This window comes from Paenibacillus sp. BSR1-1, assembly GCF_030403775.1.
GTDB lineage: Bacteria > Bacillota > Bacilli > Bacillales > Cytobacillaceae > Neobacillus.
Map to the genome: position 1 here is coordinate 255124 of NZ_JAQMWQ010000004.1, position 16748 is coordinate 271871.

General features: G+C 39.9%; 14 protein-coding genes. 4 read left to right on the plus strand and 10 right to left on the minus strand.

Annotated elements, in window-relative coordinates; all coding sequences use genetic code 11:
- Nucleotides 1-8: 8 nt before the first annotated feature.
- Nucleotides 9-1196, minus strand: coding sequence for an aminotransferase-like domain-containing protein (locus PH210_RS09185; protein ID WP_289984794.1), 1188 nt, complete (start codon nucleotides 1194-1196; stop codon nucleotides 9-11).
- Between the two features lie 273 nt (nucleotides 1197-1469).
- Here PH210_RS09185 and PH210_RS09190 point away from each other — a divergent pair, with 273 nt between their 5' ends.
- Nucleotides 1470-1883: a hypothetical protein gene (locus PH210_RS09190; protein ID WP_289984795.1), complete on the plus strand. Its 414-nt coding sequence runs from the start codon at nucleotides 1470-1472 to the stop codon at nucleotides 1881-1883.
- Nucleotides 1884-1930: 47 nt separating this feature from the next.
- Here the strand turns inward: PH210_RS09190 and cysI are convergent, their stop codons facing one another.
- Complete coding sequence (gene cysI, locus PH210_RS09195; RefSeq protein ID WP_289984796.1) at nucleotides 1931-3673, minus strand: assimilatory sulfite reductase (NADPH) hemoprotein subunit; 1743 nt, start codon at nucleotides 3671-3673, stop codon at nucleotides 1931-1933.
- 25 nt (nucleotides 3674-3698) lie between these two features.
- Entirely contained in the window at nucleotides 3699-5519 is a 1821-nt protein-coding gene (locus PH210_RS09200; RefSeq protein ID WP_289984797.1) for an assimilatory sulfite reductase (NADPH) flavoprotein subunit, read from the minus strand.
- 218 nt (nucleotides 5520-5737) lie between these two features.
- Here PH210_RS09200 and PH210_RS09205 point away from each other — a divergent pair, with 218 nt between their 5' ends.
- Together PH210_RS09205 and PH210_RS09210 are read left to right on the plus strand one after the other, a co-directional pair.
- Nucleotides 5738-6649: a LysR family transcriptional regulator gene (locus PH210_RS09205; RefSeq protein WP_289984799.1), complete on the plus strand. Its 912-nt coding sequence runs from the start codon at nucleotides 5738-5740 to the stop codon at nucleotides 6647-6649.
- A 113-nt stretch (nucleotides 6650-6762) separates the two neighbouring features.
- The gene (locus PH210_RS09210; RefSeq protein WP_289984800.1) at nucleotides 6763-7596 is read left to right on the plus strand and encodes an MBL fold metallo-hydrolase; all 834 of its coding nucleotides are present in this window, start codon (nucleotides 6763-6765) and stop codon (nucleotides 7594-7596) included.
- Here the strand turns inward: PH210_RS09210 and PH210_RS09215 are convergent.
- The 3 genes from PH210_RS09215 to PH210_RS09225 all read right to left on the minus strand — a co-directional run bounded on the left by PH210_RS09215 (nucleotide 7585) and on the right by PH210_RS09225 (nucleotide 9183).
- Nucleotides 7585-8259 (minus strand): NUDIX hydrolase, encoded by a 675-nt coding sequence (locus tag PH210_RS09215; RefSeq protein WP_289984801.1) that lies wholly within the window; start codon nucleotides 8257-8259, stop codon nucleotides 7585-7587. The genes PH210_RS09210 and PH210_RS09215 overlap by 12 nt on opposite strands.
- Nucleotides 8260-8387: 128 nt before the next feature.
- Nucleotides 8388-8891, minus strand: coding sequence for a DinB family protein (locus tag PH210_RS09220; protein ID WP_289984802.1), 504 nt, complete (start codon nucleotides 8889-8891; stop codon nucleotides 8388-8390).
- A 151-nt stretch (nucleotides 8892-9042) separates the two neighbouring features.
- Nucleotides 9043-9183 (minus strand): hypothetical protein, encoded by a 141-nt coding sequence (locus tag PH210_RS09225; RefSeq protein WP_289984803.1) that lies wholly within the window; start codon nucleotides 9181-9183, stop codon nucleotides 9043-9045.
- A gap of 166 nt (nucleotides 9184-9349) precedes the next feature.
- Here PH210_RS09225 and PH210_RS09230 point away from each other — a divergent pair, with 166 nt between their 5' ends.
- A complete protein-coding gene (locus PH210_RS09230; protein WP_289984804.1) occupies nucleotides 9350-10927 on the plus strand; it encodes a phytoene desaturase family protein in 1578 nt (525 codons plus the stop codon).
- A gap of 230 nt (nucleotides 10928-11157) precedes the next feature.
- Here the strand turns inward: PH210_RS09230 and PH210_RS09235 are convergent, their stop codons facing one another.
- The 4 genes from PH210_RS09235 to PH210_RS09250 form a co-directional block, all read right to left on the minus strand.
- Nucleotides 11158-12894, minus strand: coding sequence for a beta/alpha barrel domain-containing protein (locus tag PH210_RS09235; RefSeq protein ID WP_354669972.1), 1737 nt, complete (start codon nucleotides 12892-12894; stop codon nucleotides 11158-11160).
- 109 nt (nucleotides 12895-13003) lie between these two features.
- The gene (locus PH210_RS09240) at nucleotides 13004-13996 is read right to left on the minus strand and encodes an asparaginase (RefSeq protein ID WP_289984806.1); all 993 of its coding nucleotides are present in this window, start codon (nucleotides 13994-13996) and stop codon (nucleotides 13004-13006) included.
- 106 nt (nucleotides 13997-14102) lie between these two features.
- Entirely contained in the window at nucleotides 14103-15638 is a 1536-nt protein-coding gene (locus tag PH210_RS09245) for an NCS1 family nucleobase:cation symporter-1 (RefSeq protein WP_289984807.1), read from the minus strand.
- A 329-nt stretch (nucleotides 15639-15967) separates the two neighbouring features.
- The gene (locus PH210_RS09250; RefSeq protein ID WP_289984808.1) at nucleotides 15968-16744 is read right to left on the minus strand and encodes an NAD-dependent protein deacylase; all 777 of its coding nucleotides are present in this window, start codon (nucleotides 16742-16744) and stop codon (nucleotides 15968-15970) included.
- Nucleotides 16745-16748: the final 4 nt, after the last annotated feature.

The window sequence follows — 16748 nt, forward strand, 5'->3', positions numbered from 1 at the left end:
ACCACATCTTAAACGACTGCTGGCTTTAATAAAACCTCTACTAATCGATCCATGCCTAGCTTTATTTTTTCTGGAGTTGAGTGGCTGAAATTTAAGCGGAACGTGTTGTGTTTAGGCTGGTCGACATAGAACGGAGCACCAGGGACAAAGGCTACACCTTTTTCAACAGCTTGGGAAAGTAAACGGGTTGTATTTAATTCTTCATTCCCTTCCACCCACAAAAACATACCACCTTTTGGCTCTTTCCATGTAAACAAGCCGGGCTCAAGCATATTCAAATAATCTCTCATAATGGTCATTCGATAATAATACTCATTTCGAATATGCTTGATATGCCCATCAAGATTGAAATCGCGCAGTAAATAATATAATGCTTGTTGATCGAGGCTGCTGGAATGCAAATCATTCATTTGCTTCGCTTTTGTCATCATTTGCACTACTTCTGAAGGTCCAGTAACCCACCCTGTTCTAAGCGCTGGGACGACCGACTTTGAGAAAGTACTCGTATAAATGACGTGACTTTGCTGCTTATCAAAAGATGCTACGGATGGATAGTGCTCTTCTTCATGAAATTGGATATCTCCGTATGGATCGTCCTCAAGTACTAGTACATTATATTTATAGCAAAGATTTAAAAGTTTTTGCCTTCTTTCACTACTCCATACCTTTCCATCCGGATTAGAGAAAGTTGGTATAATATAAACAAATTTTGGGTGGTATTGGTTCATTTTTGTTTCTAAATCCTCGGGTACCATTCCATGCTCATCACTGCTGACGGCGATAACATTTGCCCCGTAAGACCTAAAAACCTGCAAGGCTGATAGATAAGTAGGATCCTCCGTTAAGACAATATCACCTGGGCTTAGCATAATCCTGGAAAACAGGTCGATAACCTGCTGGGAACCCGTAGTAACCAAAATGTTTTCAGGTGTAGATGCAATCCCCTTTTGGGCCATTTTGGCTTGAATGGCCTCGCGAAGTAGAGTGAAGCCCTCTGTTAAACCATATTGCAAAGAAGATTTTCCCGATGCGAACACCTTTTCATAGGCAATTTTTACTTCCTCAATCGGAAAAATGTCTTCAGCTGGCAACCCCCCTGCAAAAGAAATAACGTGCCCCTGCTGGGTCACCTTTAAAATGTCTCTTACCGCAGAAGATTCATAGGTTCTGGTTTGAGGTGCAAATGGATAATTCAAAGTAAGTCGCTTCCTTCTTATTAGTTTAGATTAGTAATATTTTTAATAGTATAATATAGCAATCAGATAAGCAAGCGTAATATTCTAAATATTTAGAAAAAAGCGCTTTCACGAAGAAAATTTTCGCTTCTAATTCGAAATGTGTTTTAAAAATATCAGACACTTTGTCTAAATCCTCCCTACAACTGTAAAACTCATTATTATGGTATCATTAATACAGTATCTAAATTAATTACCCAAATAGTTCAGAATACAAATGAGAGGATGCTATTGATGATAAATAAAATTCAATCTGTCTATATATTAGAAAATCCCGAGCAGAAAATGATTAAATTTGCTACTGACTATCAGCTTCGATACGGAAATATTATTAAAGAGGTATTCGGAGTAGCATGCATAGAGGATTTATCTTTGATGATTCAATTTAACAGGAGTTTTCAAGAAAGTATTTGTAAAAGAAATGGAATAAACGAAAAGAAAATTACTCTAGATAAAGTGATCCGAATTGCCTCTAAGGAAGAATTACTTCAATTAAAAACAAATATGCTGGAGGAATTGGGAGCTAATGCTCAAGAAAAAAAACTCTCTATCCCTCGGCCATTTGATATAGTAATTAGGCTCAAAGACGGCATTTTCCAATGGGATGACAAAGTTTCTTCCTATATTTTAGTAAATCAATGTGCTTAATATTTGGTAGTTTACTGGAACCTTCCATACAAAAAAAAACAGGGAGTTTATCCCTGTTTTAGAACTTCATTTAACTCATGAAAATTAGTACCGTCTGTAGTTGCTTTAATAATGCCCGCACGGATGACAAAGTCACCGAAGTGCTCGCCATCTTCACGTTCCTTCGCAAAACGTGAAAGAAGTACACGAAGTTCACTTAATATTTCTTCTTCACCAATGTTTTCGCGGTACATTTTGTTTAAACGACTGCCGTCAAAGGCAGCTCCGAGGTACATATTATACTTCCCAACGGCTTTACCAATAAAGGCAATTTCACCAAGAGCAGGACGTGCACATCCATTTGGACACCCCGTCATGCGAATCGTGATTTCTTGGTCACGCAGGCCGTTTTCATCGACTATCTCTTCGATTTTATCCATCAGTACAGGCAGGTAACGTTCTGCTTCCGCCATGGCTAGTCCGCAAGTTGGAAGAGCCACGCAAGCCATCGAGCTGCGGCGTAGTGCTGAATGATATTTCCCATCAGTCAAGCCATATTGCTCAATTAATTCTGTAATCTTTTTCTTTTTCTGGCTTGATACATTGGCAATAATCAAATTTTGATTTGTTGTTAAACGGAATTCACCATTATGAATTTTAGCAATTTCACGCAAGCCCGTCTTTAGTTTATAATCAGCGAAATCTTTAACGCGTCCACCCTCGATAAACAAGGTTAAATGCCACTTGCCACCCACACCTTTGACCCATCCGTAACGGTCGCCGTTACTGTCAAAATGGTATGGTTTTGCTTCATCCAGACTCCAGCCTAATCGGTGTTCCAGCTCTTCCTTGACTGTTTCCAGACCAAGACGATCAATGGTATATTTGAAGCGTGCATTTTTACGTTCAGAACGGTTTCCGTAGTCGCGCTGAATCGTAATCGTCTTTTCAGCCACATCATAAAGCTGTTCCGGCTTACAGAAGCCGATTACTTTTGCCAGCTGCGGATAGGTCGCTTTATCCCCATGAGAGCTGCCCATTCCGCCGCCAATTGCCACGTTAAAGCCGATAAGTTTCCCATCTTCCACTATCGCAATGAAACCAAGGTCATTTGAAAATACATCGATATCATTGGTTGGAGGAACTGCGATTGCAATCTTAAATTTACGCGGTAAATAAAGGGGACCGTACATCGGTTCAACTTCCTCTACCTCTGGCGTACCAGCCACTCTTTCCTCATCAAGCCACACTTCATGATAGGCTCTTGTCCTCGGCAGTAAATCATCACTCAGCTTTTTCGACCATTCGTAAACTTCTGTATGGATCTCAGATTGATATGGATTAGAACTGCACAATACGTTCCGGTTCACATCGCCGCATGCAGCAATGGTGTCCAATAATGTTGAATGAATCGTTTGGATCGTATTCTTCATATTCCATTTTAAAATACCATGCATTTGGAAAGTCTGACGTGTAGTAATCTTTAATGTGCCGTTTCCATTTTTATCTGCCAGCTCGTCCATTACTAGCCATTGGGCCGGTGTCGCAACACCGCCCGGCAGCCGGACACGCAGCATAAACTGATACGCTGGTTCAAGTTTCTGTTTTGCACGTTCATTACGCAGATCCCGGTCATCCTGCAAATAGCTTCCGTGATGTTTCATCAAACGATTATCATCATCAGGAATTCCAGCGCTTAAACGGTCAAGCATTACTTCTGTTAACGTTCCGCGCAAATAATTGCTTTCTTCTTTAATGCGCTCAACATCACTGGGCTTTCCTGCTGGCGCTGTTAAAGTTTTGTTCACCATGTTGAAAAACTCCCTTCAATCCAAATCAGTATACATCACGCTGATAACGTTTTTGCTGCTGGAGCTCGGCAAGATAAGCTTCAGCGTTTTCACGACTCATAGCGCCTTCTTTTTCAATAATGGCAAGAAGAGTGTTATGAACATCGTGCGCCATATGTTTCTCATCACCGCAAATATAAACAACTGCACCTTCTTCTAACCAAGCAAACAATTCTTTACTTTGTTCAAGCATGCGGTGTTGTACATACACTTTTTTATCTGTATCACGAGAAAAAGCAACATCCATTTTTGTCAGGACACCGTTTTTCAACCATTTTTGCCATTCAGTCTGATAAAGGAAATCAGTCACGAAATGCTGGTCTCCGAAGAACATCCAAGCTTTTCCTTCCGCTCCTGCTTCTTCACGCTCCTGCATAAAGGAACGGAATGGAGCTACACCTGTCCCTGGACCGACCATGATAATCGGAGTATCCGAGGCAGCAGGAAGCTTAAAGTTTTCATTTTGCTGAATAAACACAGGCAGTGTGTCACCAGGCTGAAGACGTTCTGCGGTTAAAATTGAGCAAACCCCTTTTCGTTCACGGCCGTGGGCATCATATCGAACTGCACCGATTGTTAAGTGTACTTCATCTGGGCTCGCAGATAAACTGCTTGCAATTGAATATAAACGAGCTGGTATTTTCCGAAGAATCGAAACAAATTCTTGGGCTGAGGTACCCCACGTACCAAAATCACGAACGAAATCCACTAAGTCACGTCCATGAATATAGGATTTTAATTTTTCCTCATTTCCCTGAGCTAAAAGCTCCTGTAGTGTCTCATTACCTGTTAACTCCAACACCTTTTGTAGAAGAGGTTTCGTTAGAGTCGTAATTTCATAATACGATTTTAAGGCTTCTTTTAGCGAGAGAATGTCCCCTTGTTTATTGAGTGTTATCCCTCCCTCAGAATCCCATTTCAATTCTGCCAATAGAAGCTCAACAAGTGCAGGGTCGTTTTCAGGGTAAATTCCGAGACTGTCCCCTGGTTCATACGAAAGTCCAGAACCTTCAAGAGAGATTTCAAGGTGGCGCGTTTCTTTATTGGAACCGCGTCCATTCAAATTAATATTTTCAAGAACTTCTGCTCTAAACGGATTTGATCTGGAGTATACAGATTCTACTACCTGTGTTGCCGCGGCCGCAACAGGTTCTGCATTACTGCCTTCAGCTTCATTTAAGCTGCTAAGTACTCCTTGAAGCCATTCGGATGCAGGTTCATCGAAATCAACATCGCAGTCAAAGCGCGGATATAACCGTGTACCGCCGAGCTCCTCCAACCGGGAATCAAATTCTTTACCTGTTTGACAGAAAAACTCATAAGAACTGTCTCCAAGTGCCAAAACTGAAAAATGGAGATCATCAAGCTTTGGTGCTCTTTTACTATGCAGAAACTCATGAAATGATAGAGCATTGTCAGGCGGATCACCTTCGCCATGTGTACTTACTATAATAAGAAGATTTTGAACCTTTTTAATATTATTGGCTTTAAAATCACTCATTGAAGAAATAGTTACTTTAAATCCGTTCCCTTCAAGCTGCTTGCCCGTCTTATTGGCAAGACCCTTGGCATTCCCAGTCTGTGAACCATAAAGGATGGTCACATCTTTTGAAATATTCTTTCCAGTACTTTGATTCGAAAGAACGGATGTTTGTGCATTTAATGCACCTAAAGCTAATGTCGTTGATGAAGCAGCAAGATACCCGCTTAGCCAAACTTTTTGAGATTCTGTTAATGTTGGCAATATACGGTTAAGGAGTTCTGCCTGCTCTTGATTAAACGGACTGTTCAATACTTGAAGTTGCAACAAAATCACCCCACAAAGGTAAATATCATTTTTTGAAATTTAAAATTCATCTGACAAAAAATTGATTACTATTATAATAGTTTTACTATTCCTATAAGTCAAGTCGGTTTTAATAAACTTTCTCTGTAATAAAAACTTTACCGAAAGACAAGGAATTAGTAAAATAAATATTAATAATCAGAACTATTAAGATTACTAATAATAAGGCGGGATCTTAATTGTATTATGAAGAGTTAAAAACATTTGTTACCCTTGCAGAAGTTAAAAATTTCACCAAAACTGCAGAATTACTTCTAATGTCCCAGCCAAGTGTCAGCCTGCATATAAAAAATCTGGAGAAAGAGTTCCAGACAAAATTATTTCTTCGATCTCCAAAATTCTTACAAATTACACCGACCGGGGAGATTTTATATGATCGTGCCAAGCAAATGATCACCATTTACGAACAGACGAAACAAGATATTTTAGAACATCACGAGTCCATTAAAGGCGAATTAAAAATTGGCGCTAGTTTTACCATCGGCGAATACATCCTGCCCTCGCTTCTGATTGATATTCAAAATGATTATCCTGAATTGGACCTCCATGTCGTTATCGGAAATACGGAGGAAATTGTTCAATCTGTTCGTTTATATCAGGTTGATATTGGCCTGATTGAAGGCCAAACCAATGAAAAAGAAGTTTCCGTTCATTCATTTATGCAGGACCAGTTATTTATTATTGCATCAAACAATCATGAACTTGTGAAATATGAGGAGGTGACGATGACCGACCTTCAAAATCAAGCATGGGTCTCCAGAGAATTAGGTTCAGGTACAAGGGAATATCTTAATCATGTAATCCGGTCGAATGGCTTAAAGGTGAAATCTCTTCTATCGATTAGCAGCAGTCAGGGTATAAAAGAAACACTAATAAATGGAACAGGGTTATCGCTTCTTTCCCAAAGTGTGATTGAAAGAGATGTTAAGCAGGGACTTCTTTCTATTATAAAGGTAAAAAATCATCAATTTACCCGCACGCTTTCCTATATTATTGCGCCTATTATGGAGGACAAAAGGAATGTAAAAACCTTTATTAGTGCACTGAATAAAAAATGGCCAAACAAGGAAAAGGATAGTTCGAGCCGTTAATGCTCAACTATCCTTTTTAATTATCAACTATATGGCAGGATTTCTTCGTTTACACGATGAATATGTTAAGAAAATAATTATTGAGTGCCTAAATGGATGAAAGGATGTTCGCATTGCAAAAAGGAAACGGCTTTCAAATTATTCGTGTACCAATCTCTACACCCACATTGCTTCCGCATACGACTACTAATTGCTATTTAATTGGAAACAGTCAGGAAAGTATTTTAATAGATGCGGGATTTGATCAACCTAATACAAAAATAGATTTAGAGACAGCGATAGAAGAAAATGGCCTGGCCATTCCTAAGACTATCATACTGACACACTGGCATCCGGACCATGCGCCTGGTGTTCGTCAATTAGTCGATTGGGACCCAATTGTTTATTGCCATCCACTAGAAAAACAAATGACACTTGAGGCCATTTCACCATGGAGTAAATTATCCTTTTTAAATGATGGAGATATTGTTTCTGTAGCTGGCCATGACCTAACCATTCTTCACGCTCCAGGTCATACAGCGGGGCAATTAAACCTCTATATCCCGTCTGAAAAGGTTCTCCTTGCTGGAGATAATATTGTTGCAGAAGGGACCTCATGGATTGGTCCTCCAGACGGTGATATGTCGGACTATATTCATACATTAAATCGGTTAAAGAAATTGGCCCTGACAAAAATCGGTCCCGGGCATGGTGATTGGGTAAACAAGCCTTATGAGCAAATTGATTTTGTGATAAATCGACGACTTTTTCGAGAAAACCAAATCAAGGAGCTACTGGACATTCATAAGAGACTTACTTCATCTGAATTAACTAACATTATTTACGAAAAGCTTCCTCACCCAAGTGTTTTAGAAGTGGCTAAAAGAACGACTGAGGCCCATTTGATTAAATTAATGAAAGAAGGTTTTGTATTATCAGACCTTTCCTATTACTCTCTAAAAGAATAGCTTATAATCGTTCCTATTAAATTTAGGCATGATAAGAGGTTCACTAGATTGATGGGTTGCAATGGTTTTTAATGTATGAATGGTGGGTGGAGGCATAGGAATCTTGCCATTATGATATTCTGATAAGGCATCGACTGGTGACATCCATTTGGCGTCGCTAATTTCATTTTGATCCGGTTTTGGCTTCTGCCCTTCTGGAAGACGAGCAATAAAAAAACGAGTATCAAAGCGAATCCGACTATCTTTTGGTGTAATGATATGGCCAAAATAGTGTAGACTTTCCAGATTAAATTGAAGTTTTTCGTTTTTTAACATTTGCAAGAATGTAATTTCCCCATTAATGAGCTGACGGCGGTATTCCCTTTCTTTTTCAATATTCATAAGAAATGCTGAACCGTCTTCAGCACTGCAAAGTAAAATTCCTACTTCTTCAAATAGTTCTCTTGCAGCGGCAATATAATAAGCCAGCTCAAAGGATTCATTTCGGTTACCCACTATTTTATTTTGAAAATCTTGGACTTCATCCCCCTTGTCTACTGCTCCTCCCGGGAAAACATAAACCCCAGCCATGAATTTCATTGTTTCTGGTCTTTTTGTCAGATAGACCATAGATTGTTGATTCATTAATACTACCGTTGATGCAGGTCTTGGAATCGCGCTCATTTTTGGACCACCTTTGTTTCTAAGTTTATTACTTGTTATATTCAACTAATTAAGGCAAATTCCCTTCCATTAAATAAAAAAGCACACTGCTTCTTAGTGTGCTTGATTTGGTTTACGGCTTATTTTTCTTAAATGACAGGTGCTTCCATATCCATATGAACCCATTCTTCTCTGGCCGGACCATAAACTCCAGGAACTTTGATACCAGCTTGACGCATGAGCACTGTCATTTGTCCGCGATGATGAATGAGATGTTTAAGGAAAAGTGAAAGAGTTACGGCCTTTGGCATTTCCATCCCAAACACATTTTTCATTTCCTTTAAGCTTTCATCTATCCATTGCTTCTGAACGGCATCAGTCGTGTCAGCGCTTACTTTTCGAAAAGCTTCAGCGATTTCTTTTGCTGATGTTGGAACTGTGTTTTCGTTTTCCACCATATCCACTTTTATTCCGAACTCATTGAGCATTCCGGGTGTACTTGTTACGACATGCCAAGCAATTCTCCCTAAACTGCGGTCATCCGGCGAAACCATTTGTTGAAGGGAACTATCTGTCAGTGCATCCATGAGCCTTTGTGTTGAAGAAGCTTCTTGATTCCATTCTTGAATAAATTCATTAATTGAAGTATACATAATCTTTTCCTCCGCTTTCATTTTTAACCAATTAATGGCGTTTAAAAGTATAGCATGATGGATTTAAAATACAAAATTTCTAGAAGGTTTCTATTAAAGATAAATCAGGCTGCTTTTCTTCAGTAACACTAAAAAAACGCCAACACTGGCGTTAGGATAATTTATTTTCATTAATCATATTTTTTACATCCTGGGCAATTTTATCAAATGTTTGGTTTACTCTATTCATAATCTCTTCCTGATCCGTTATTTCCTCTCGCTGTTCCTCATATTCATTATTGTATTTTTCCATTGTTTCACCTCCTATTTTATCCTTTGCTAAGATGGGAAAGTTTATAACTTTGAAATTTCATCTATTATTTTCTACCTGTTTATTTCTCCATTTAGTACTAAAGAAACATTTGCGAGCGTAATTTTATTTGGGTGAATACTAATCTATTTTTTAGGAGTGAATTCCATTGAGGACTGTTGACACGATTCTAATTGGGAGCGGACATAACTCTTTAATCACCGCAGCCTTTTTAGCAAGAGCAGGACGAAGTGTACTAGTGCTAGAAAAAAACGACCGACCCGGCGGATTTCTCCGGACCGAGGAATTAACGTTACCGGGATTCAAGCATGATGTATTTTCAGCTGCCCATCCCCTATTCTTAACCGGACCTGCTTATGCTGAATTGGGTCCCTTGCTGGAAGCACGGGGACTCCGATATATTAATACCGATTTACCGACAGGCGTATCGATGGAAGACGGCAGGACGGCTGTCCTCCCGCGTGCCTTTGAGAATTTCATTTCAGAAGCGGAGAAGCTGGCTCCAGGAGACGGTGGAGCGCTCGCCAAAATGTTTGAAGGATTTCAGCCTTACGTTAACGATGTTTTTTCATTATTTAACGTCGATCTTTCTCGCACAGACTCATTGGCGATAATAAAAAGACTAATGCATAACGAAACTGGTAGTGGCTATTCACCTTTTGCCGCGTCATTGTTCTCTACTGCACGAAATACGGTAGCTCCCTTTAAATCTCCGGTTTTAAAAGCAATGATTGCTTCTTGGGTAACCCATCTCGGACGAACGCCTGACGAAGTCGGCAGCGGAATCTGGGTACCGCTTACCGTGATGGCACTAATGGGCGGCGGCATGCCAATACCTGAAGGAGGAAGCGAAATGCTTGCCAAATCTCTTGCACAATTGGTGACGGATCAGGGGGGGGTTATCCGGACAAACACCATTGTTGAAGAGATACTGGTAAAAGACGGCCGTGCCGTAGGCATACGCACGAAGGATGGGGAGAAATACCATGCTGCTCACTCAGTAGTTGCATCCACTACTCCAGATCAACTCTATTTGTCACTACTTAAAAATACAGAAATACGACCACAAATTCGCGCCCAAGCTAAAAAATATCGTTACGGACGTGGCTGTGTGCAAATCAACCTTGCATTGAGCGAACCGCCAAAATGGCCTGATGAACGATTTAATAGAGTTGGACAGCCGCATTTAACAGATGGTTTGGATGGTTTTACGATGGCGATCGCACAGGGGATGGCTGACCTTTTGCCAGAGAAACCTACCTTTACTGTTGATTGTCCTACCAATCTCGATCCGACTCGCGCTCCCGCAGGAAAGGCAATTATGAGAATCCAGGTGCTTGAAGTGCCATGTTGCCCGCGTGGTGATGCCGCTGGAAAAATAAATGTTGGGGATGGGACATGGACAAAGGATGTAACGGAGAGGTTTACTGAAAGGGTCATTAATGTAGTCAGTAAACATATTCCTAATATTCCAAGTGCGATAATTGGTAAACATGTCGTGACTCCGAAATCGATAGCCCAGTTTAATCCGAATTCTGGTCCTGGTGATCCATACGGCGGAGCGCATGATCTCGCTCAAAGCTATCTGTTCCGTCCGCTTCCAGGACAGCCAAGCCACCAAACAGAAATTCCTAACTTATTTATGCTTGGCGCCGCAACCTGGCCGGGACATGGAATTAATGGTGGATCTGGGTATATTGTTGCTCAACAGCTGCTTAGTAAGTAGACTATTATATTATTTTATTTAAGAAAAAATTTATTACTCTTTTGAAATTGGAATAGCTCAGTTTATGAGGACAGATGTCGTTATTCTTTTGGGAACTTTGTCCTCATGAACACCCCATGAAGACATCTTTTGCTTTTCTATCACAATTTCTGTCCTCATGAACACCTCATGAGGACAACTTTTAGCTTACCTATCACGATTTCTGTCCTCATGAATGCTAACCCCTCTCCCTATTTTCGATCTGTCTGATAAAAGAACTGACGAGAGAGTGTTAATCCTATCACGAACAAAAATAAAGCAAAATACGCGGGAAGCAGATGGATAAATGTAGTATATCCAATTACAAAATGAGTGATAATGCCGGAACCAAAAGCTGGCACACCACCAATAAGCAACGAATTCCAAACCCATTTCTCGCCTTGATGAAATCCCCACAATGCAATCATGATTACTAGCAAGCCGACACTTAATAACGCGCTGCCAAACCCCGCACGGTCATGAGCTATCAGAGGAATCAGCCTGCTGTTTAAATCATTCATTTGACCAGGAGTCATACATATAAACCCCAAATCTGTCGGGACAAAAACATTTGTGGCTCCAATCATAGAAATAAGCACTCCCCCAATAATAAAGGCGAATCCTAGAACCACAAAGCAAAGTTGTCCCCAGAGGCTTTTTTTCCATGATGGATGATTCGTTCGATTTTTCGAAATCGGTGTCTGGATAGACTTTTTGGTTTTTCGTACCCCATTAATATAAAAAGGAAAAAGAATAACCCAAAATAGTCCATGAAGCCAATCAAAATAACCAAAGCCAAAAAACAATAATATCCCTAAAAAGCCGACAACCGCCCCAATGTTTATCGCTTTTCGTGCCCAATGAATTCCATACTTCACTCCATGACGTGCTAATTGCATATATAAGATTCCACCAGAGACCATCGTTCCTGCAAGCGTCATACGATCATGGGCCATAAAATAAATAAAATTAGGGTTTATTGTCATTAATTCCTCCCGTGAAAATCCTAAAAAGGCTTCATCATTTGGGAGAATCACCGTTGTCATACTAAAAAGTAAAGCAAGAATACCGCCAATTGTAATGAACAGACCAAATAACCAATACCAAATCCAGCCGGAAACCAATTCCCGCTCGGTATCCATTTGGTCCACAAAGGCTTCATTTATTCTTTTCGGGAGACCCGGGCCGGAGAGGACATAGCCCCCTGAAAGCATAATGAGATCGGCACCTTCTGCATATAATTCCAGGGCATCTTCTGGTTCCAAGACTCCACCTGATAATATGATTGGTATTTTATCAAAGCCGTTGGACTTAAGAAATCTTAATGATTGGATAAGTTCTTTTTGCTTATCTGAGAAAGTTAGTTCATTCCCAGCCCTTTCTTCTAAAATAATCCCATCAATCCTAGAAAGATGAAATATTTCTTCAAAAAGCTGGTTTGCTTGGACAGAAAGTAGAATTGGCTTATCGGCAATTAAATCCTTAAACACTATCAGTTCTTCACGGTCGAATATTTTTTCCAAGACAATGGCATCCCCATAAGGAGAAAGAGACGGTAACAAGCTATGTAATTCTTCAACAGAAAACTCGGAGCTTATTCGAATAAAAATTGGTTTATTTAAAGGCTTAAACTTTTCCAGTTTTCGAATAGTCTTCTCCATGCCGAGCGATTCGAGTGGATTTGGAAACATGATTTCATCTCTTTGTTTTGAAAAACGGGCATATTTTCCGGCCTCATTTGGCAAACGGGAAATAGGACCTTTCTCAATAAAACCAAATCCAAGATTAGAAAAAGCCGCCGATCCTGTTAATAAAGGATCTATCTTTCCGCTTAATCCTACTGGACTTGAAAAAGTAAGACCTAGAATTTTTTTTTGAAGCAATGGTGATGGAGCCATATGGCCTAAAATTTCGATAAATTTAGGTCCGCCTGGGAGAGATGCAATCATGTTCATCCCTCGGTGAATAAACTCTCTCCCCCTGGTTTTCGGGAGCCGGGATACTAACGGTTTAAAAAGTGTGTGATAGGACCAATCCGGCATTTTACCATCCCCGCTTTCATTTTTCTAAAATAAAATTAGGCTTAATGACTCCAATTCTATCATTTCTAGCATTAAAAACAGGAGCATGAGCGTAACCCTTTAAAGTTTGATTGATTTGTTCATTTACAAGGCCGAGTTGTTTTAATACTTCTATTGCTGCAACGCTGGCTGCCCTTTCTCCCCCATCTTCCACTTTTATCGCAATTCCAATCCCTTCTTCTACTAAACCAACGCATTGTACAGCTTCAGCACCCGCTTTTGATACAATCCGTCCATTGAAGATATTCATTAAATCAGTATCAAAGCGGTTCTTGCCTCCCACCATTTCAGGATGCTTTACCATCGCATTTCGAATGATATATAATGCTGATGTATGGCCGCCAACGGGTTTAGCGAGTCTAGCAAACCCTAAGGCTACATGATTGAGCGGCAATTGATGGACAGGAACCCCGCAGCCATCCACACTAAGCTTGATATCATTTTTCGGAACTTCACAAATATCTTCAATCACATCAAGTATTCGTTGCTGTACCGGGTGATGGATTTCACGATAACCTCCAATATCTTCCTTCATATGCACTGCTGTTGCAAGCATGCTCGAATGTTTTCCGGAGCAGTTGCTAAAAACAGGTGTCAATTCCTTCCCTTCACGAATGAGCTGTTTATAGCTTTCATGATCCCTGGGAATGTGTGTTCCGCATTGCAATGCTTCTTCTTCTAACCCAATTTTAGCCAAGATTTTCAGTACCGAATCCCGATGAATTTTTTCACCGCTATGGGATGCGCAGCTTAGCGAAAGCTCAGCATCCGTATAGTTGAATCTCTCCGCCGCACCTGTTTCTACTAATGGTACCGCCTGAAACGGCTTCATTGAAGAACGTGGAAATGTAAGTCTGCTAGGATTCCCGTATGAATAAAGAAGCTTTCCCTCATTATTTACAACAGCAACATGTAAATCATGTGTACTTTCTATATGTTCTCCTCTATAAACCAGAATTGGCTTCTCCATATCAAATCTCCTCAAATAGTTTAAAATTATTTTATCATATTTCCTTTGATCTAGAATTAAAAAAACCCCTTCAACACGCTATTGAAGGGGTAAAATCCTTACTTTTTTAATAATAAAATTCAGTTTCCGTACCTGCCGCCGAATCTGATTTATTGCCAGGAGTTTTGGATTTGAAGCTTGTGATATTTTCATATTCTCCTGGTTTCAATACGCTTTGGTCGCCTCTCATTAAATAGGTGTAGGCGAAAATCGAGATAAACAATCCAAATGTCCAGGCATTATCCCATAAAAAGCGAAGGCCCGGAATGAATAAACCAAGTACAGGAATAGCTACACCAATGATTAAGGCATAAACACCATTTTTATTAAAACCAGAAGTATAACTATATCGGCCATTTACATCATATAGCTCACTAAGTGCCATTTGCCTCTTACGGACAAGCCAGTAATCGGCAATGGCAATTCCATCGATTGGACCAAGTAATGCTCCATATGTTCCAAGCCAGCCAAAAATATAGTTACCGAAGTTCTCCATGATGTACCATGGCTGCATGAGGATTGCAAATATCCCAGTAATCAAAGCGCCAAGACCAAAGGTAATCTTTCTTGGATTTAGATTCTCAATCGCACGGGCAGGTGCAACAATGTTCGCACCCACATTAATCGTTAAGGAAGCAATAACGATGATTAGAGTGCCCAAAAAGATAACAAATGGCGGGAATTTAGCAAGCAGCTGGACCGGATCCCAAAGGGCAGTGCCGAATATAACCACAGTTGCAGATGTAACAGCAATTCCAATAAAAGAGAAAATACTCATGGTTAGCGGCAGCGATAGGCTTTGCGCAACCATTTGTGATTTTTGATTTTTAGCGTATCGGCAAAAGTCTGGAATATTCAGGGCAAGGGTTGCCCAGAAAGCAATGACACCCGTTAATGCTGGGAAAAATACTTTTAAAAAATCCCCCGTGCTTGCGAATTTAGAAGGCGTTGATAAAATTGGACCCCAGCCTCCGGCATGTGTAAATGCCCAAATAAGAAGAATAATGGAAGCGATTCCAACAACAGGAGAAGCAATTAAACCTAGTACTTTCATGGCTTGCGGCCCTTTATACGCTACGGCAACGTTTAAGGCCCAGAATAAAGCGAAAACGATCGCAGTGTGGCCAGGAAGGTTTTTCCAAGCTGAAAAGGAAGCAGATAAAAGCGTATCAATCGCACCCGTTCCAATCCATGTGTTAATCCCAAACCATCCCGCTGCTACAACCGCACGAGCTAAAGCAGGGATATGGGCGCCTTTTGAGCCGAACCATAAACGTGCAAATACAGGATAAGGAATTCCAAATTTGGTACCAGCGTGTGAATTTAATAGAATGGGGATAAGAACAATAACATTGCCAAGGAAAATGGTTAAGATGGCTTGCCACCAATTCATACCTAAAGAAATCAATCCGCTTGCCATCGTATAGGCTGGGATACACAAACACATACCAATCCATAGTGTAGCAAAATTAATACCTTTCCATGAATGTTCCTTCATGGTAGTTGGCCGCAGGTCATCATTCCACATCGTACTGCTGCTCAAACCATTTGCTGCTTCAGGTGTCAGGGTAACAATCCCATTTTGTTCAATTTGTGTTTTCAACAAAATTCCCCCTTGATTTGGTTTGTTGCAATCATGATTAAAAAAGTAATAAGCAGATAAAGACCAAAGTAGCAAATAAAAATGTGGGAATATTACAAAAATTTAAACCGTAAGTATTCACTCTTCGCAGGCATCACCACCAAAAAATATTGGGAAAACAAACCCCACCTTCCTATCTTATATTATAATTGACCAAATCCAACTGTCATTGGACAAAAGGTTAAATCATTCGCTGAAATATTTATATGTTTTGTATGATGGCAGAATCGTTGTTTTTTTTAAAAGTATAATACAAGTTTAAAATTGTGTCCTAAAGAGTGTTATGATTTCTAACACTCTTTTATAGCGGTATGGATTTGGGACAAGGATTTTCCTATTGAATCCTGAATGACATATGTATTTGCCTCGAAGTCATAAGGTGTGTCTCCTATATTAATAATAATCATTGGCACACCATGTCTTCTATATTGCGGAAAAGTGGAGAAAGGAGTTACTTTTAAACTCGTTCCCAATACTAATAGGCAATCCGCTCGATTGACCATGTTATGGATTGTATTAAATCCTTCAAATGTGAACCATTCACCGGTATCCCCAAATAACACTACATCAGGTTTTATGTAACGATTTCGCTTCTGTTTAGTTTCACAATTGTCACAAACATAGAATTCTTCTAAATTTTTAAGACGAATTATTATTTCTTCGGTTAGATAGATTTTTCCGCAATTCTGACAGGATGCTGTTTTCATGGTTCCATGGAACTCAATAACGTTTTTACTGCCTGCTTTCTGATGGAGACCATCAATATTTTGAGTAATGATTTGCTGAATTTTCCCTGCCTGTTCCCACTTAGACAAAATCATATGGCCTGAATTTGGGGCTGCTTCTGGATGATAAAGGTTTTCCAAAGCAAATTGATAAAACTCTTTTGGCTGCTGATAAAAATAATCAATAGACAGGATATATTCCGGTGCTAGTTGATAAATACCTTTTCTGGACCGAAAATCCTTAATTCCGGATTCAGTGCTAATGCCTGCACCTGTTAAAACAACGATTTTTTCTGCGTTTTTTATCGTATTAATACTGGCTTTTAGTATGTCAATACTCATCTTC

Coding starts and splice junctions, on each gene's coding strand:
- PH210_RS09190 (WP_289984795.1), top strand. CDS start 1,470: ATGATAAATAAAATTCAATCTGTCTATATATTAGAAAATCCCGAGCAG.
- cysI (WP_289984796.1), bottom strand. CDS start 3,673: ATGGTGAACAAAACTTTAACAGCGCCAGCAGGAAAGCCCAGTGATGTT.
- PH210_RS09215 (WP_289984801.1), bottom strand. CDS start 8,259: ATGAGCGCGATTCCAAGACCTGCATCAACGGTAGTATTAATGAATCAA.
- PH210_RS09220 (WP_289984802.1), bottom strand. CDS start 8,891: ATGTATACTTCAATTAATGAATTTATTCAAGAATGGAATCAAGAAGCT.
- PH210_RS09225 (WP_289984803.1), bottom strand. CDS start 9,183: ATGGAAAAATACAATAATGAATATGAGGAACAGCGAGAGGAAATAACG.
- PH210_RS09235 (WP_354669972.1), bottom strand. CDS start 12,894: ATGATTGCATCTCTCCCAGGCGGACCTAAATTTATCGAAATTTTAGGC.
- PH210_RS09240 (WP_289984806.1), bottom strand. CDS start 13,996: ATGGAGAAGCCAATTCTGGTTTATAGAGGAGAACATATAGAAAGTACA.
- PH210_RS09250 (WP_289984808.1), bottom strand. CDS start 16,744: ATGAGTATTGACATACTAAAAGCCAGTATTAATACGATAAAAAACGCA.